Origin of the sequence: Chromobacterium alticapitis (assembly GCF_002924365.1) — a bacterium.
GTDB classification, from domain to species: domain Bacteria; phylum Pseudomonadota; class Gammaproteobacteria; order Burkholderiales; family Chromobacteriaceae; genus Chromobacterium; species Chromobacterium alticapitis.
Window position 1 is genome coordinate 1 of the sequence record NZ_PQWB01000004.1, and the last position, 15,906, is coordinate 15,906.

Annotated in this window: 20 protein-coding genes; 13 read left to right on the forward strand and 7 right to left on the reverse strand. The window is 65.0% G+C overall.

The annotated features are described in order from the left end of the window. Both C2I19_RS00245 and C2I19_RS00250 read right to left on the reverse strand, forming a co-directional pair. A partial coding sequence (locus tag C2I19_RS00245) for an LrgB family protein (RefSeq protein WP_233201048.1) occupies positions 1-346 on the reverse strand: 346 nt, incomplete at its 3' end. Next, a complete protein-coding gene (locus tag C2I19_RS00250) occupies positions 343-687 on the reverse strand; it encodes a CidA/LrgA family protein (RefSeq protein WP_103900728.1) in 345 nt (114 codons plus the stop codon). The genes C2I19_RS00250 and C2I19_RS00245, both read right to left, overlap by 4 nt. A gap of 103 nt (positions 688-790) precedes the next feature. On the opposite strand from C2I19_RS00250, the gene C2I19_RS00255 reads away from it, so the two are divergent. The 3 genes from C2I19_RS00255 (at position 791) to C2I19_RS00265 (ending at position 2,528) form a co-directional block, all read left to right on the forward strand. Next, a complete protein-coding gene (locus C2I19_RS00255) occupies positions 791-1,315 on the forward strand; it encodes a chorismate--pyruvate lyase family protein (RefSeq protein ID WP_233201049.1) in 525 nt (174 codons plus the stop codon). Continuing rightward, positions 1,312-2,184: a 4-hydroxybenzoate octaprenyltransferase gene (ubiA, locus tag C2I19_RS00260; RefSeq protein WP_255410689.1), complete on the forward strand. Its 873-nt coding sequence runs from the start codon at positions 1,312-1,314 to the stop codon at positions 2,182-2,184. Before C2I19_RS00255 ends, ubiA begins: the two co-directional genes overlap by 4 nt. Positions 2,185-2,324: 140 nt before the next feature. Beyond that, on the forward strand, positions 2,325-2,528 hold the full coding sequence (locus C2I19_RS00265) for a hypothetical protein (protein WP_103900730.1): 204 nt from the start codon (positions 2,325-2,327) through the stop codon (positions 2,526-2,528). A gap of 59 nt (positions 2,529-2,587) precedes the next feature. Here the strand turns inward: C2I19_RS00265 and C2I19_RS00270 are convergent, their stop codons facing one another. From C2I19_RS00270 to hda, 5 genes are all read right to left on the reverse strand, one after another. Then, positions 2,588-3,022 (reverse strand): hypothetical protein, encoded by a 435-nt coding sequence (locus C2I19_RS00270; RefSeq protein WP_103900731.1) that lies wholly within the window; start codon positions 3,020-3,022, stop codon positions 2,588-2,590. Beyond that, positions 3,019-3,951 (reverse strand): Nudix family hydrolase, encoded by a 933-nt coding sequence (locus C2I19_RS00275; RefSeq protein WP_103900732.1) that lies wholly within the window; start codon positions 3,949-3,951, stop codon positions 3,019-3,021. The genes C2I19_RS00270 and C2I19_RS00275 overlap by 4 nt, the downstream gene beginning before the upstream one ends. A gap of 67 nt (positions 3,952-4,018) precedes the next feature. Then, positions 4,019-4,906, reverse strand: coding sequence for an ATP-binding protein (locus tag C2I19_RS00280; protein ID WP_103900733.1), 888 nt, complete (start codon positions 4,904-4,906; stop codon positions 4,019-4,021). Positions 4,907-5,241: 335 nt separating this feature from the next. After that, on the reverse strand, positions 5,242-5,931 hold the full coding sequence (locus tag C2I19_RS00285) for a histidinol-phosphatase (RefSeq protein WP_103900734.1): 690 nt from the start codon (positions 5,929-5,931) through the stop codon (positions 5,242-5,244). Further along, positions 5,928-6,602 (reverse strand): DnaA regulatory inactivator Hda, encoded by a 675-nt coding sequence (hda, locus tag C2I19_RS00290; RefSeq protein ID WP_103900735.1) that lies wholly within the window; start codon positions 6,600-6,602, stop codon positions 5,928-5,930. Before hda ends, C2I19_RS00285 begins: the two co-directional genes overlap by 4 nt. A 238-nt stretch (positions 6,603-6,840) precedes the next feature. Between hda and purM the strand changes: the two genes are divergently transcribed. From purM to C2I19_RS00340, 10 genes are all read left to right on the forward strand, one after another. Beyond that, positions 6,841-7,878 carry a phosphoribosylformylglycinamidine cyclo-ligase gene (gene purM / locus C2I19_RS00295; protein ID WP_103900736.1) on the forward strand — a complete coding sequence of 346 codons (1,038 nt, stop codon included), beginning with the start codon at positions 6,841-6,843 and terminating at the stop codon, positions 7,876-7,878. 94 nt (positions 7,879-7,972) lie between these two features. Continuing rightward, positions 7,973-8,614 carry a phosphoribosylglycinamide formyltransferase gene (gene purN / locus C2I19_RS00300; protein WP_103900737.1) on the forward strand — a complete coding sequence of 214 codons (642 nt, stop codon included), beginning with the start codon at positions 7,973-7,975 and terminating at the stop codon, positions 8,612-8,614. Further along, positions 8,615-9,772: a DUF3108 domain-containing protein gene (locus C2I19_RS00305; protein WP_103900738.1), complete on the forward strand. Its 1,158-nt coding sequence runs from the start codon at positions 8,615-8,617 to the stop codon at positions 9,770-9,772. Further along, complete coding sequence (locus tag C2I19_RS00310) at positions 9,768-11,021, forward strand: RsmB/NOP family class I SAM-dependent RNA methyltransferase (RefSeq protein WP_199181031.1); 1,254 nt, start codon at positions 9,768-9,770, stop codon at positions 11,019-11,021. The genes C2I19_RS00305 and C2I19_RS00310 overlap by 5 nt, the downstream gene beginning before the upstream one ends. Before the next feature lie 173 nt (positions 11,022-11,194). Then, entirely contained in the window at positions 11,195-12,523 is a 1,329-nt protein-coding gene (locus C2I19_RS00315) for a chloride channel protein (RefSeq protein WP_158253597.1), read from the forward strand. A gap of 69 nt (positions 12,524-12,592) precedes the next feature. After that, positions 12,593-12,904 (forward strand): Grx4 family monothiol glutaredoxin, encoded by a 312-nt coding sequence (grxD, locus tag C2I19_RS00320; protein WP_103900741.1) that lies wholly within the window; start codon positions 12,593-12,595, stop codon positions 12,902-12,904. A gap of 207 nt (positions 12,905-13,111) precedes the next feature. Next, entirely contained in the window at positions 13,112-13,858 is a 747-nt protein-coding gene (locus C2I19_RS00325) for an EAL domain-containing protein (protein ID WP_158253598.1), read from the forward strand. Between the two features lie 109 nt (positions 13,859-13,967). Next, positions 13,968-14,600: a uracil phosphoribosyltransferase gene (gene upp, locus C2I19_RS00330; protein ID WP_103900743.1), complete on the forward strand. Its 633-nt coding sequence runs from the start codon at positions 13,968-13,970 to the stop codon at positions 14,598-14,600. 73 nt (positions 14,601-14,673) lie between these two features. After that, positions 14,674-15,159: a GNAT family N-acetyltransferase gene (locus C2I19_RS00335; RefSeq protein WP_103900744.1), complete on the forward strand. Its 486-nt coding sequence runs from the start codon at positions 14,674-14,676 to the stop codon at positions 15,157-15,159. Next, positions 15,156-15,797 (forward strand): hypothetical protein, encoded by a 642-nt coding sequence (locus C2I19_RS00340; RefSeq protein ID WP_103900745.1) that lies wholly within the window; start codon positions 15,156-15,158, stop codon positions 15,795-15,797. The genes C2I19_RS00335 and C2I19_RS00340 overlap by 4 nt, the downstream gene beginning before the upstream one ends. The last annotated feature ends 109 nt before the right edge of the window (positions 15,798-15,906 follow it).

Here is a 15,906-nt window from a genome sequence, read left to right on the forward strand (position 1 = left end):
CCGCGCTGGCCATGCCGACCAGCCCGCCCGCGCCTATGCTGAGCAGCAAGGGCCCGGCCGCGCGCTTCAGCCGCGGCAGATTACCGTACAGCGGCACCGCCAGCGCCACCGTGGCCGGCCCCAGCAGCAACTGGATGAAGCGCGCGCCGTTCATGTACTGCTGATAACTGCCGCCGCTGAGCCACAGCCAGGCCAACACCAGCAGCACGCCCAGCAGCACCGGGTTGGCCAGCGGATGGCCGCCGCTGCGCTTATGGGCCGCCAGCGCCAGACGATACGCCAGCAAGGTGACAAACAAACCGCTCAGCGGCGAATCGAGCATGGTTTGGGGCACGGCTCCGCTCATTGGAGCCTCCGACGCAGCAACAGTTTCAACAAGCCGCCGGTCGCCAACAGCGTGAGCAGCGTGGAAACCAGCAGGATCAGGGCCAATTGCCAGCCATGCGAACGCAGCAAGGGCGAGTAAGCCATCAGCGCGCCGCCCGCCGGGATGAACAGCAGAGACATGTGGCCGAGAAAACGCGGCGTCTCGCGCTGCAGCGTGGCCGGCACGCCGCGCCGCAGCCACAGCGCGGCGAACAGCAAGAGCAAACCCAGCACCGGCCCCGGCAAAGGCCAATCCAGCGCGCGCGCCAGCGCCTCGCCCAGCAATTGAAAACCCAGCAAACACAGCATCAAATCCAGCATGGCCCCGCTCCGTCCAAGGTTCCGCCTCATGATAACGGCAAGGCCTGGCCGCGAACACCGCCGCAGGCGACAAGCCGCGCCCGCTTTTGGCATAATGCGCGCCATGGTTAATGATTCCCCCTGGCGCGCCGCGCCGCCCGCCCTGCCCGCCTCCCTGCTGGACTGTCTGACCGAGCCTGCCTCGCTGAGCCTGAGGCTGCAAGCCGGCGGCCGCCGCTTCGCGGTATCCGTGCTGAGCCAGGGCGGCGACATCGTCCAGACCGACGAAGCCGCGCCGCTGAGCCTGCCCGAGGGCGCGCCGCTGTACGCGCGCCATGTGCTGCTGACGCTGGACGAGGTGCCGGTGGTATACGCGCGCAGCGTGGTCGCGCCATCCTGCCCGGCCTGGCTGCCAGTGCTGGAGCGCGGCAGCCGCTCCCTGGGCCTGACGCTGTTCGGCGAACTGCCGGAACTGGCGCGCGAGCCGCTGCGCTACGCGCTGCTGGCGCCCGACCACCCTCAGGCCGCCGCCGCCGCCGCAACCGAGCAAGCCGCAGCCTACCCGGCCCGCCGCTGCCGCTTCCTGCTGCATGGCGCGCCCTTGCTGCTGACCGAACTCTTCCTGCCCGCCCTGAAGGATTTGCTGTGATTGCTACCGCCCGGCTCCGCGACCGCTACGAGAACTACCGCCAACTGATGCGCTGGGATAAGCCCATCGGCACCCTGCTCCTGCTGTGGCCCACGCTGTGGGGGCTATGGATGGCCACCGGCGGCAAGCCGCACCTGCCCGTGGTCGCCATCTTCTGCCTGGGCACTTTCCTGATGCGCTCCGCCGGCTGCGTGATCAACGATTACGCCGACCGCGACTTCGACGCCCATGTCGCCCGCACCAGCCAACGCCCGTTCGCGCGCGGCGCGGTCAGCAAGAAAGAAGCGCTGCTGCTAGCCGCCTTCCTCGCCCTGCTGTCCTTCCTGCTGGTGCTGCCGCTGAACAATCTGACCAAGCTGCTCAGCGTGCCGGCGGTGCTGGTGGCGGCCAGCTATCCGTTCACCAAGCGCTTCTTCCCCATGCCGCAGGCCTATCTGGGCATTGCCTTTTCGTTTGGCATCCCGATGGGCTTCGCCGCCGAAACCGGGCAAGTGCCGGCGCTGGCCTGGCTGCTGCTGCTGGCCAATCTGTTCTGGGTGGTGGCCTACGACACCGCCTACGCCATAGCGGACAAGCCGGATGACCTGAAAATCGGCATCAAGACCTCGGCCATCACCATGGGCGACTACGACGTAGCCGGCGTGATGCTGTGCCATGCCGTGTTTCTGGCGCTGATGGCCGGAATCGGCCTGCATCTGGCGCTGGCCTGGCCCTACTATCTGGGCCTGGCTGCGGCCGCCGCGCTGATAGGCCTGCAATACCGCGACATCAAGAACCGCGACCGCGCCAAGTGCTTCAAGGCCTTCCTCGACAACAACCGCGTCGGCGCGGCGCTGTTCGCCGGCCTGGTCCTCAGTTATCTGGTGTAAACGACCCGCATATGCCATTTACAAAAAATGCCCCGCGCGGATGGCAACTTCCTGACTTGTCCCCTATCTGAACAAGGTCGGGCCCGACCCGATGGCGCCATTCGCCAATACCAATCAGTCACAACAGGAAGGTAAACATCATGAAGAAACTGATGGCTGCTCTGATCGCTGCTGCTTTCGCAGGCTCCGCTTTCGCCGCTCCGGCCGCCTCCGCTCCGGCCGCCGAGAAGAAGATGGAACACAAGGCAGAACACAAGAAGTCGCACCACAAGAAGGAACACAAGAAGCACGCGTCCGGCGCGGCTCATGAGAAGCACCACAAGGCTGCTTCCGCCGCCAAGTAAGCCTGGCCGTGATGAAAAAAAGCTCCCGCAAGGGAGCTTTTTGCATGATGGCCGACGCCTCAGCGCGCCACGCTGAATGGCAGCGCATACGCCGCCTTGCCTAGTTTGAGCTCCACCAGCCAGGCCCGGCTGCCGCTGACGCACATGGGCAAGGTCACCCTGGCCTGCCAGCCCGCCCCGTCTCGCACGAAGGTGTAGCGGTTGAAGCCCATATCCATGTCCGCCATGGTGAAGTCCGCTGTCGGCGCCTCATCCGCCGCCACGCCAGCCAAGCGGATCACAAACGGTTTGCCATGCTCCGGCAAGCTGTCGAAGCTCAAGCCACCGCCGCCCGGCAAGGCGCAGCTGCCGCGCGCGATGTCGCAAACCAGCTTGTGCGCCGGCTGCGCCACCGGCTTGTGGCTCAGATACCAGACGATCAGGCCGGCCTTGATCGCGCCGAACACGATCAGCGCCACGCCCAGAAACAATAATTTGCGCTGCTTGGCCGTCATCGCCAGGCTCCGCGCATCCAGGCCACGCCATGCGCGCCATGCGCACGCGCCGCGGCTAAATCAGCCAGCGACAGGCCGCCCAGCGCGTACACCGGCACGGGCACCTCGCCCGCCAGCACGGCGGCGAAACCATCCCAGCCCAAAGGCGGCAGGCCCGGATGGCTGGCGGTGGCGGCCACATGGCCCAGCAGCGCGTAATCCAGGCCCAACTCTCCAGCCCTGGCCAAATCGGCCGCGCCATGAATGGACGCGCCCACCCAGGCAAAGTCGGGCCGCGTTTCCTGCGCGTGCAGCCGCGCGCCGTTAAGATGCACGCCGTCCACCGGCCAGTCCGCGCACCAGGCCGGATCGGCATTGACCAGCAGCTTGCCGCCGTAGCCATGGACGACCTCGGCCGCCTGCGCGACGAAATCGCCCAGTTGCTCGCGGCTCATCTCCGGCTCGCGCACTTGCACCATGGGCCACTGCTTCACGCGCATGCCCTCCAGCTGCGCCGCCACGCCGATTTCATGCGCGCAGCTGATGGCGTAGCCGTCCGGCAATTCCAATGATTTCAGAATGTGGCCATTGGCCGGCAGCATGGGCTCCACCGTCAGGCAGCCCGGCGTCTGCCAGGCGAAGGCCTGACCCTCGCGCGGCTGCGGCTCGCCGCCCCAGCTCCAGATGCGGAAGAAGCGCAGATAGACCGAGGCGTGCTCGTAATGATGGATCTTGGTCAGCCATGGCGTGGCTGAGGTCACGGCTATGCCCATTTCCTCGGCGAATTCCCGCTTGAGCGCGGCCAGATGCGTCTCGCCCGGCTCCACCTTGCCGCCGGGAAACTCCCAGTAGCCCGCATAAGGTTTGCCCTCGGGACGGCTGCCCAGCATGAAAGTCCCGTCCGGCCGCATCAGCGCGCCGGCCACCACGTCTATGATCTTGTTGCTCATGCGATTTTGTCTTGATTGCGCAGGCCGCCACCTTAACAGCTTGGGAGACGGGCAGCCAGCCGCTTGCTCAATCCTTGCGCTTGCTCTTGCCAGCTCCATGCGCCAACCCCTCGCTGCCCGCCCACTGGCAGGCGAACTGCCAGGCCACGCGGCCGGAGCGGCTGCCGCGCGCCAGGCTCCACTGCAGCGCCGCGCGCTCGGCCTTGGCCCCGTATTTGATGCCGAAATGAGCGAGCCAACCCTTGACCGCGGCGAGATAAGCCTCTTGATCGAAGGGGTAGAAGGACAGCCACAGGCCGAAACGGTCGGACAGCGATACTTTCTCTTCTATCGCCTCCCCCGGATGGATTTCGCCGTCGCGCAGCCAGCCCTCGCGGTTTTCGCTCATCTGCTCAGGCAACAGGTGGCGGCGATTCGATGTCGCGTACACCAAAAGATTGTCGCAGCGGCGCGAGAGGCCGCCGTCCAGCGCGCTCTTCAGCGCCTTGTAGCCGGCATCGCCCTGCTCGAAGGACAGATCGTCGCAATACAGGATGAAGCGCTCCGCGCGGCCGGCCAGCAGTTCCACCAGTTGCGGCAGGTCCGCCAGATGCTCGCGGTCTATCTCGATCAAGCGCAGCCGGTCTCGACCAAACACGGGCAGCAACGCCTTCACCAGGGACGACTTGCCGGTGCCGCGCGCGCCGGTCAGCAAGACATTATTGGCCGGCAGGCCGGCGACGAACTGGCGGGTATTGGCCAGCAGCTGATCGCGCTGCGCGTCCACGCAGGCCAGCTTATCCATCTCCACCGCGTGCGGCTCATGCACCGCCTCCAACCAACCCGCCAATCCCTGGCGGTGCCAGCGGAAGGCCTGAGCGCTCCAGTCCGGCTCGCGCTTGGGCGGCGGCAGCATCGGTTCTATCCGGGCCAGCGCCGCTTCGGCGCGGCGCAAGAAATCCTGCAAAGCATCCATTCGACATCCCCGTAGGGCGGGCAGTCCCTTGGGCCTTGCCCGCGTCGACCATGATGGCGGCGGCGCGACGCCATAGCCACTCGCCAGGCCATCTAAAGCAAAAGCGCGGGCAAGGCCTGTGGCCTGCCCGCCCTACGCATCGCGTGGGCAAATCACGACTTGCCCATCCTGCGCCTCACCAACCCCCGTAGGGCGGGCAGGCCTTTGGGCCTTGCCCGCGTCGACCATGATGGCGGCGGCGCGACGCCATAGCCACTCGCCTGGCCATCAAAGCAAAAGCGCGGGCAAGGCCTCCGGCCTGCCCGCCCTGCGCGTCATACCGCTGCCGGAAAAACTCAATCGCGCAGCGAGATCACCGGCCAGCCATGTTCTTCGGCATAAGCCCGCAGCTTATCGTCGGCGTCCACCGCCACCGGGTGGTCCACCAGCTTCATCAGCGGCAGATCGTTGTGCGAGTCGCTGTAAAAGAAGCTTTCGGCATAGCTGTCCCAGCCTTCGCCGCGCTCGGCCAGCCATTGCTCGATGCGAGTGATCTTGCCTTCCTTGAAGCTCAAGACGCCGGAGGGACGGCCGGTGAAGTTGCCGTCGCCGTCTTCTTCCAGCTCGATGGCGATCAAGTGCTCCACGCCCAGTTCGCGCGCGATCGGCCCGGTGATGAAGCGGTTGGTCGCGGTGATGATGACGATCTCGTCGCCCTCGGCCCGATGGGCGGCCAGGCGCTCGCGCGCCTTGTTCGGAATCAGCGGCTTGATGTGGTTTTCCAGATAGTCCGCGTGCAGCTCGTCCAGCTCATGGCGGGAGAAACGCGTCAGCGGCGCCAGGATGAAGGCCAGGTACTCGCCCATGTCCAGCGTGCCGTTCTGGTACTGGCTGTAGAAATAGGTATTGCGCTCGTCGTACTGGGCGGCGTCCAGAATGCCGCGCTTGATCAGAAAGCGCGGCCATTCGAAGTCGGAGTCGCCGGCGATCAGGGTGTGGTCGAGGTCGAACAGGGCAAGCCTGCGTTTAGCGGTGGATGTGCTCATGATTCCGTGGGGGCGGTTTGCAAAATGTTTTTCACCAGCGGCACCGTGATCGGGCGCCGCAGCGCCAGCGAATAGCGGTCCAGCATGTCTATCATCGAAATCAGGCTGGTCAGGTCGCGCCGCCAGTGGGTGAGCAGATAGCGGTAGACGTCGTCCGGGATGGACAGCTGGCGATTGGCGGCGTGGCTGCGCAAGGCGGCCAGCTTGTCGTCGTCGGACAGCGCCTTCACTTCCAGCACCAGACCCCAGCCCAGGCGGGTGCGCAGATCGTCGCGCACGGACAGCGCCACCGGCGGCTTGCGTCCCGCCATCAACAGGCGGCCCTCGCCGCCCTCCTTCAGCGAGTTGTAGAAGGAGAACAGCATGATCTGGTCGTCCGGCGCCAGGTCGTCCACGTGATCGACGGCGATGAAGCTGGCCTCGCGCGCGAAGTCCGGCAGATGGTCGCCTTTGCCGTCCAGGTAAATGGCGGCGCGGCCCAACCGCTCGGCGTGGGCGATCCAGGCTTGCAATAAATGCGTTTTGCCGCAACCGGGCTCGCCCCATAGATAGATGAAGCGTTCGCCTTCGGTGGCGGTCAGGGCGGTGATCACCTCGCGGTTGCGCTCGGCCAGGAAATTGTCGAAGGCCGGCAGCGGCGTAGGCGTGAGATCGAGTACGAGCTGGTCCAAGTTTACGGTGCGGCGTTGCGTGCTGACATCAATAAGAGCGATTTTACGACGATACGGCCCATCGTTGGAACCGCCATTTTCCCAAGCAAGAATCATGACAAATTCAAATCGGCGCAGCGCAGCAAATTCGCCGCCGTTTACCCAGCCTTTTTGCCATTTTTCAGTTAAAATACAGTGCTTTCGCACCGGCGAAAGCTTGATGTAAAAATATTTCAAGTTTGCAGAAAGCGAGATTATCTTGAACACCACGTCCCTCAGTTACCGTGATGCAGGCGTAGACATCGACGCCGGCGACGCGCTGGTCGAAAACATCAAGCCTTTTGCCAAGCGCACCATGCGCCCGGAAGTGCTCGGCGGCATAGGCGGTTTCGGCGCACTGGTGGAGATCTCCAAGAAGTATCAGGAGCCGGTGCTGGTTTCCGGCACCGACGGCGTGGGCACCAAGCTCAAGCTGGCTTTCGACTGGAACCTCCATGACACCGTGGGCATCGATCTGGTGGCGATGAGCGTGAACGACATCCTGGTGCAGGGCGCCGAGCCGCTGTTCTTCCTCGACTACTTCGCCTGCGGCAAGCTGGACGTCGCCCAGGCCACCGAGGTGATCAAGGGCATCGCCGCCGGCTGCGAACAGGCAGGCTGCGCGCTGACCGGCGGCGAAACCGCCGAGATGCCGGGCATGTACGTGCCGGGCGAATACGACCTGGCGGGCTTCGCCGTCGGCGTGGTGGAAAAGAGCAAAGTGATCTCCGGCCGCGACATCGTCGCCGGCGACGTGGTGCTGGGTCTGGCCTCCAACGGCGCGCACTCCAACGGCTACAGCTTGGTGCGCAAGATCATAGACCGCGCCCAGCCGGAGCTGGACGCGCCGTTCGACGGCGACAAGACGCTGCGCGAGGCGGTAATCGCCCCCACCCGCATCTACGTCAAGCCGCTGCTCAAGCTGATGGAGACGCTGCCGGTCAAGGGCATGGCCCACATCACCGGCGGCGGCATCACCGAGAACACGCCGCGCGTGCTGCCGGAAAACACCGTAGCCCAGATCGACGCCAAGAGCTGGGAGCTGCCCAAGCTGTTCCAGTGGCTGCAGCGCGAAGGCAATGTGGACATCCAGGAAATGTACCGCACCTTCAACTGCGGCATAGGCATGGTGGTAGTGGTCGCGCCGGAACATGCGGAACAGGCCATGGCCGCGCTGCGCGAAGCCGGCGAAACCGTGTACCGCATCGGCCAGGTGCGCGCCCGAGTAGGCGACGAGCACCAGACCCAGATCGCCTGAGGCTGAGCCGCAGCTAGCCCAACGCGCCGCTGGCCCTGCCGGCGGCGCTTGTTTTTTGGCCCATGCCAAAGTGAATATCGACAATCATCGGCATATGAAAAACATCGTCATCCTGATTTCCGGCCGCGGCTCCAATATGCAGGCCATCGTCAACGCCGCCATTCCTGGCGCCCGCATCGCCGCGGTGATTGCCAACCGCCCGGACGCGGCCGGCCTGGCCTGGGCCGCTGAGCGCGGCATCGCCGCCGTGGCGCTTGACCACAAAGCCTACGCCAGCCGCGAGGCCTTCGACGCCGCGCTGGCCGAGGCGATAGACGCCCACGAGGCGGACCTGGTGGTGCTGGCCGGCTTCATGCGCATCCTGAGCGAAGGCTTCACCGCCCGCTACGAAGGCCGCATGCTGAACATCCATCCTTCGCTATTGCCATCCTTCCCCGGCCTGCACACGCACGAGCGCGCGCTGGAAATGGGCTGCAAACTGGCCGGATGCACGGTACACTTCGTCACCGCCGCGCTGGACCACGGCCCCATCGTCTCGCAAGGGGCGATCAACGTGCTGGACGACGACACCCCGGACAGCCTGGCCGCGCGCGTATTGAAACTGGAGCACCAGCTGTACCCGGAAGCGGTTCGCCGCTTCGTCGCCGGCGACATCGCCATCGTAGACGGCAAAGTGGCCAGCGGCCCTGCCGCAGCGGCCAGCCTGCTGTCGCCCGCCCCCGTCGCCAAGGATTAAATGACTCGTTTCCGCCTGCTGCTGATCGCCCTATTCCTATCCCTGCTGCTGCATCTCGCTCTGCTTGGATCGGACCTGCTGCCCGCGATCAGCCAGCCGCCGGAAAGCACGCCTAAGCTTGAGAAGATAGACGTCAAGATGCAGGCCTTGCAGCTGGAAACGCAGGACAAGCCGGCGCCAGGCAGCGCCGGCGTCAGTCTGCGCCCCAGCGCCGCGGCCAAGACGAAACCGGCCAAGACGAAAAAAGACTCCTCCGGCAAGCCGCGCCGCAAGCCGCAGGCCTCGCAGCCGACAGAGCAAGCGGCAAAGCCGGAATCTTCGGCGCCGACAGCCGAAACCGCCGCCGCGCGCGCCAGCTCGGAACCCGCGGCGGAAAACCTCCATCCGCGCCAAGCGGCCGAAGCCAGCGCCCCTGCGGCGCAACCGGCCAGCGCGCCGCGCGCGGAAGCGGCGCATGAGGCCAACGCAGGCTTCATTCACCCGGACAACGCGCTGCGCAAATTCCCGGCGGCGGCCAAAATCCGCTACCAGGGCTACTGGAATGGCGCAATGGTGGGCTTCGGCGACCTGGACTGGCAGCAGGGCAACGGCGGCTACCGGCTGGACATCGCAGTCAATCCTTTCATCGGCCCCAAGCTGCGCTATCTTGCACAAGGGGCGATAGACAAATCCGGCCTGCGTCCGGACAGCCTGCAGGCCTTCCGCGGCAGCGATCTGAAGGAATCCGCCCGCTTCGATTACGGCGCCGGCCTGCTGCGGTACGGCAGCCATGCGGAACAGCAGCAGCCGCTGAAATCCGGCGCGCAAGACGTCTTCAGCCTGGCCTTCCAGCTGGCGCTGAAAGGCGGCGCGCTGGGCCATGCGCCGATCCAGATCACCACGGCCAAGAAGATTTACGAATACCCGATGGCGCCGGCTGGCGCCTTCGATTACGACACCGGCGCGGGCAAGATGCGCGTCGTCGTGTTCAGGGCGGAGGGAGACGGCGACGTCTCCGAATTCTGGCTGGCGCCGGACTTCGCCAATCTGCCGGTGCGCATCCTGCGCGCCGACAAGGACAAGCGGATCGAGCTGAAAGCGATCCGCATTGAAGTAAACGGCAAGCGGCAGTGGGAATTGCCGCCGCAACCGACGATACGGAACAAAAATGCACATTAGCCATAGCCAACTGAAACACCTGGAAACCGTCATCGGCCAGATGACCCGCTTCGACCGCCCCGCCGACGCGGTGCTGTCCGCCTATTTCCGCGAGCACAACAAACTGGGCAGCGCCGACCGCCACCTGATCGCGGAAACCGCTTTCGGCGCGCTGCGCCGCCTGATCCAATTGCGCGCGCTGATCGCGCCGGAAAAAGCCACGCCGCGCCGCCTGGCCCTGGTCGCCTTGATGAAGTTCAACAAGCTGAACGTCAAAGAGCTGTCCGAGGCCACCAGCGCCGGCGAGCGCGAATGGCTGGGCACGGTCAAGGGCAAGGCGCTGGAAGACAGCCTGGAAATCCGCGCCGAGCTGCCGCAATGGGTGATCGAGCGCCTGGGCGAGCAAGAACCGGACGCGGTGGAGGCGCTGGGCCAGGGCCTGATGTCCATGGCGCCGCTGGACCTGCGCGTCAACACCATGAAAATGAAGCGCGAAGAACTGCTGGACCGGCTGAACGCGGAAGGCATCCACTGCGAAGCCACGCCGTACTCGCCGCTGGGCATCCGCCTGAAAGACAAGCCGGCATTGTCCAAGCACGAGCTGTTCAAGGCCGGCGCGTTTGAAGTGCAGGACGAAGGCAGCCAGCTCCTGGGCCTGATCACCGGCGCGCGCCGCGGCGAGATGGTGGTGGACTTCTGCGCCGGCGCCGGCGGCAAAACCTTGCTTTTGGGCGCGCAGATGTCATCCAGCGGCCGACTATATGCGTTTGATGTATCTGAGAAGCGCCTCGCCAACTTCAAGCCGCGCCAGGCCCGCTCCGGCCTGTCCAATGTGCATCCGCAGCTATTGGCGCACGAGAACGACGCCAAGGTGAAACGCCTGGCCGGCAAGGCCGACCGCGTGCTGGTAGATGCCCCCTGCTCCGGCCTGGGCACCCTGCGCCGCAACCCGGACCTGAAATTCCGCCAGAGCCCGGACAGCGTGGCCGAACTGAACGTCAAGCAAGCCTCCATCCTCGCCTCCGCCTCGCGGCTGGTGAAGAGCGGCGGCCGCCTGGTCTACGCCACTTGCAGCCTGCTGCCGCAGGAAAACCAGGCCATCGTCGAGGCCTTTCTGGCCGAGCACGCGGACTTCCGCCTGGTGAAGATGGACGAGGTGCTGGCCGAACAGAAGATTCCGCTGCAATGCGGCGACTACCTGGAACTGAAGCCGCATTTGCATAACACCGACGGCTTCTTCGCCGCGGTGCTGGAACGCAGCCCTGCCTAAGCGCGACCAGGCATGAAGGCGCGGCCCGTTTGCTCCAAGCAGGCGGGCCGCTCTCGTATTCCAGGCGGATAAATTGTATATTAGATAAAAATGATTTATTTAGCGGATACCATCCGCCAAGGAGCCTCCAAGCCATGCAGGATTCGTCCTCCCGTCGTTCCAGACAGCTGCGCATGAATCGGCGCCTACGCTTCCTCTACCTGTCCGCCGCGCAAATGCGGCGCCAGGTGCCCGTCTGGATCGCCGCCATCCTGATCGGCCTGGTGGCCTATGTGTTCGCGCTGGGCAGCCACTGGTCGCACGACTTGTTCTTCAAAGCCTACGACGCCTCGCCCTACTGGAGCCTGCTGATCACGCCGGCGGGCCTGGCGCTGGCGATCTGGATCATGCACCGCTTCTTCCCCGGCTCCGCCGGCGGCGGCATTCCGCAATCCATCGCCGCGCTGGAGCCCGGCATGGAGAAACTGCGCGAATATTGCTTCACGCTGCGTGCCGCCGTCGGCAAGATCGTGCTGACGCTGATCGGCATCGGCTCCGGCGCCACCTTCGGCTATGAAGGCCCCATCGTCCAGGTGGGCGCGGCGATCAAGTACTCGCTCAACCGCAAGGCGGCGCAACGGCACGAGGGCGCGGCGCGCAGCTTCATCCTGGCCGGCGCCGCGGCCGGCGTGGCCGCCGCCTTCAACGCGCCGCTGGCCGGCATCATGTTCGCCATCGAGGAGATGGGCCGCATTTTCGACATGCGCGCCGGTTCCACCATTTTGCTGTCGGTCATCGTCGCCGGTCTCACCACCTTCGCCATCAATGGCAACTACAGTTATTTCGGCGTGGTGCCTGTGGCGATGGAGAGCAAGCAGGCCTGGCTGGCGGTGCCGCTGTGCGGCGTCATCGGCGGCATCATCGGCGGCCTAGCCTGCCGCTTGATGCTCAGCTTATCCAAGCGTTTGCCCGGTCCGCTGCATGGCTGGCGCGGCCGTTACCCCATACGCTTCGCCGCCGGCTGCGGCCTGGTCCTGGCAGTCATCGGCATCCTCAGCGACGGCAGCACTTTCGGCACCGGCTATTTCCGCGCCCGCGACATCATCGAGGGCCATGGCGCGGCGCTGCAGGATTACGGCGTGCTCAAGCTGATCACCATGTTCGTCAGCCACATCAGCGCCGTGCCGGGCGGCATGTTCGCGCCCTCGCTGGCCGTGGGCGCCGGTTTCGGCCTCAATATGTCTCAGCTTTTGCCATTTTTGCCACAGGCCATGGTGGTGCTGCTGGGCATGGTGGGATTCTTCGCCGGCATGACGCGGGCGCCGATGACCGGCTTCGTCATCGTGATGGAAATGACCAACTCTTCGGCCATGCTGATTCCGCTGATGGCCACCGCCCTGCTCGCGGCCTCGGTGTCGCGGCTGGTCACTCGCCGGGCGCTTTACGAAGGACAGGTCAGACTGTTCCTGCCGCAATGGCGCGCCAGGATGGAGCAAATTGACCCGCCCTCGGGCCGCACGTAAAATAACCTATTGAAAACATCGGGTATTCGCGGCGGGCCGACCGCCGGCCCAACCATAGGATTGCAAGACATGTCGATTCAGCAAGATATCCAGCAGACCGTCGCCGACAACGCCGTGGTGCTGTTCATGAAGGGCTCCGCCCAATTCCCGCAATGCGGCTTCTCCTCGCGCGCGGTGCAAATCCTCAAAGCCTGCGGCGTGGACGACTTCCTGACCGTGGACGTGCTGCGCGACCCGGACATCCGCCAGGGCATCAAGGACTACTCCAACTGGCCGACCATTCCGCAACTGTACGTCAAGGGCGAATTCGTCGGCGGCTCCGACATCATGTACGAAATGTTCCAGAACGGCGAACTGCAGGAAATGCTGAAGGATCTGTGATTCCCTCGCTGCCCGCGCAAGCCCGGCCTTGGCCGGGTTTTTCATTTTGAGGCAAGCAGACTGACCTGGCACAAGGACCATTTCCGGCCAGCCCTCCCTGCCTTAAAATGCTTGGCTCTTTACAAGCACATGAAAGCGCGGCCCACCGCGCGCCCCTCCATGCATTGCACGCCCGACCTGGATAGGCGGCCCGTAGACACGATGTCGATGGCAGACATCTGGCGCGCGCTGGCCGACGATCAACTGCAGCCCTGGTTTCAACCCATAGTCGAACCGCGCAGCCGCCGCGTCATCGCGGTGGAGGCGCTGGCGCGCTGGCAACATCCAGAGCTGGGCATCCTGCCCCCCGCCAGCTTCGTCCCCATACTGGAGCAGCGCGGCATGCTGCGCCAGTTGACCGAGCTGATGCTGGAAAAATCGCTGTACGCCTGCCAGGACTGGCGACGCGCCGGCATCGCGCTGCCGGTTTCGGTCAACCTGGGCGTCGAATCGCTGCTCGACCCTGAATTGCCATCCCGGCTGCTGCAGCAAATGCGCATACAGAATCTGCCGCCCTCCTGCCTGATCCTGGAATTCAATAGCCGCATGCTGCGCGAACAGCAGGCCGCGGCCGAGCGCGCCTTGCCCGCGCTGAGCGCCGCCGGCTTCGCCGTGGCCGCCGACGATTTCACCGCGGGGAATGGCTGGCTGCCGCCGGCTATCCGCCTGTTGAAACTGCGGCGCGGCTGCGCGCAAGACCTGTCAGCCGCCGTGGAGCAGCGCGCCGCGCTGGCCGCCATCCTGAATCTGGCGCGCGGCCGCGGCGTCGCCGTCGTCGCCATAGGCGTGGAAAACGAAATGGATTGCGCCGCGCTGGCCCAGTTGGGCTGCGATGCCGCCCAGGGCTATCTGTTCGGCGCGCCGATGTCCGCCTCCGGATTTTCCAGGTGGATTTCAACAGCCGAGAAGCGTTAGAATACCCACCCATACCACCACGGCAGCCCTGCGGCTGCCGCTGTCATATGTATTCGAAAGCTGTTTGCCACCGCCGGCAAGCAGCTTTTTGCCAAGGTAGGGAGCCGAAATGAACATCACCATCGTTGATCACCCACTGGTACAGCACAAGTTGGGCCTCTTGCGCGAAGCCGACACCAGCACCATGAAGTTCCGCCAGTTGACCCAGGAGCTGGCGCGGCTGCTCGCCTACGAAGCCACCCGCGACTTCGAGCTGGAAAGCGTCACCATAGACGGCTGGTGCGGCAAGATCGACGTCAAGCAGATCAAGGGCAAGAAGGTCACCGTGGTGCCCATCCTGCGCGCCGGCGTCGGCATGCTGGACGGCGTGCTCGATCTGGTGCCCTCGGCCAAGATCAGCGTGGTGGGCTTGGCCCGCAACGAAGAGACGCTGGAGCCGGTATCCTATTTCGAGAAGTTTGTCGGCAATCTGGATGAGCGCATCGCCATCATCATCGATCCCATGCTGGCCACCGGCGGTTCCCTGGTCGCCACCATCGAACTGCTCAAGCGCAACGGCTGCAAAACGATCAAGGCCGTGGTGATGGTGGCCGCGCCGGAGGGCGTGAAGACCGTCAACGACGCCCACCCGGATGTGCAGATCTACGCAGCCTCCCTGGACAGCCACTTGAACGAACACGGCTACATCATCCCCGGCCTGGGCGACGCCGGCGACAAGATCTTCGGCACCAAGCAGGCCTAAGCGCCATGCATCCCGCTCAGCCGCCCGTTGCCTTCGCAGCCGGCGGCTTTTTTGCAAGCCCAGGGACTATCTCATGTTGATACGCAAGGCTGACGCGCAAGACCTGGACGCGGTATGCCGCCTGACGGCGCAGATCAACCGCCAGCATCACCTGGCCATGCCGGAACTGTTCCGCGGCGATGTGGACATGGCGAGCGAGCGCGCCTTCTGGGCCGAGCGCATGGAGGGCGAAGACCGCGCCATTCTGCTGGCGGTGCTCGACGGCGAGACGCTCGCCTTCGCCTCCCTGATGACGCAAACATCGCCGCCGCTTCCCTTCCTGCAGCCGCGGCGCATCTGCCGCATCGGCACCATCGTGGTGGATGAGGCGCACCAGGGGCAAGGCATAGGCTCCCTGCTGCTCGCCGCGGCCGAAGACTGGGGGCGCGGGCAGGACGCCGACGAGCTGCGGCTGGAGGTAATGGACTTCAACCACGGGGCGCAAGCGTTTTATGCCCGCCATGGCCTGGCCGCGCAATCCCAGATCATGAGCAAACCGCTATTCGGAGATCAAGCATGATGGATCGTTACGCCACGATGGACGCCGACTTTCTCGCCCGCTTCCCCGGCGGTTTCCAGGACCCGGACTGGCAGGCGCTGGCGCGCAAGCACAAAAGCTACGCCAAGGCTGAGGCGCTGTGCCAGAGCGAGCTGACCCGCGACAAGCTGGACGCGGCGCTGGCCAGCGGCAAGCTGGCCGACGTCACCCACGCCTGCCGCCAGATCATCTCGCTGGCCAGCACGGTCAGCACCTTTGAGAAGATCGCCTTCCGCAACTATATGGACAACCGCGACCTGAACCTGCCCTTCGTGCAGGCGCTGCGCGATGTGCTGCATGACTTCGGCCCGGACAGCTTCGCCGCGTATGTGGATACCTTGGCGATGGCGCGAATGGACCCCAAGGCCAACGCCGCCAAATGGCCCATCGTCAGCTGCTTCCTGGCCTGCTTCGATCCGCAGGTCCATGTCTGCATCAAACCGACAACGGTAAAGAAAGTTGCGGAGCGGCTGGGCGTGGAGCTGCATTACCAATCACGGCCCAACTACGAATGCTACCGCGCGGTGCAGGACATGGTGCTGGACTTCCGCCGCCATAGCACGGTGGCGGCCGAGGTGGACAACACGCTGGCGCAGGCGGTGATGTATTGCACGGTGTAAGCCCCCCTCTCCCCAACCCCTCTCCCGCAAGGGGAGAGGGGCTTTGAGGCGGCATCGCGCTCAAGCCGGATATCGGGCGATGAGTCTCGTGGCGCGGATTGGCCATAGG

Coding starts and splice junctions, on each gene's coding strand:
- C2I19_RS00250 (WP_103900728.1), bottom strand. CDS start 687: ATGCTGGATTTGATGCTGTGTTTGCTGGGTTTTCAATTGCTGGGCGAG.
- C2I19_RS00255 (WP_233201049.1), top strand. CDS start 791: ATGGTTAATGATTCCCCCTGGCGCGCCGCGCCGCCCGCCCTGCCCGCC.
- C2I19_RS00265 (WP_103900730.1), top strand. CDS start 2,325: ATGAAGAAACTGATGGCTGCTCTGATCGCTGCTGCTTTCGCAGGCTCC.
- C2I19_RS00270 (WP_103900731.1), bottom strand. CDS start 3,022: ATGACGGCCAAGCAGCGCAAATTATTGTTTCTGGGCGTGGCGCTGATC.
- C2I19_RS00275 (WP_103900732.1), bottom strand. CDS start 3,951: ATGAGCAACAAGATCATAGACGTGGTGGCCGGCGCGCTGATGCGGCCG.
- C2I19_RS00280 (WP_103900733.1), bottom strand. CDS start 4,906: ATGGATGCTTTGCAGGATTTCTTGCGCCGCGCCGAAGCGGCGCTGGCC.
- C2I19_RS00285 (WP_103900734.1), bottom strand. CDS start 5,931: ATGAGCACATCCACCGCTAAACGCAGGCTTGCCCTGTTCGACCTCGAC.
- purN (WP_103900737.1), top strand. CDS start 7,973: ATGAAAAACATCGTCATCCTGATTTCCGGCCGCGGCTCCAATATGCAG.
- C2I19_RS00305 (WP_103900738.1), top strand. CDS start 8,615: ATGACTCGTTTCCGCCTGCTGCTGATCGCCCTATTCCTATCCCTGCTG.
- C2I19_RS00315 (WP_158253597.1), top strand. CDS start 11,195: ATGAATCGGCGCCTACGCTTCCTCTACCTGTCCGCCGCGCAAATGCGG.
- grxD (WP_103900741.1), top strand. CDS start 12,593: ATGTCGATTCAGCAAGATATCCAGCAGACCGTCGCCGACAACGCCGTG.
- C2I19_RS00325 (WP_158253598.1), top strand. CDS start 13,112: ATGGCAGACATCTGGCGCGCGCTGGCCGACGATCAACTGCAGCCCTGG.
- upp (WP_103900743.1), top strand. CDS start 13,968: ATGAACATCACCATCGTTGATCACCCACTGGTACAGCACAAGTTGGGC.
- C2I19_RS00335 (WP_103900744.1), top strand. CDS start 14,674: ATGTTGATACGCAAGGCTGACGCGCAAGACCTGGACGCGGTATGCCGC.
- C2I19_RS00340 (WP_103900745.1), top strand. CDS start 15,156: ATGATGGATCGTTACGCCACGATGGACGCCGACTTTCTCGCCCGCTTC.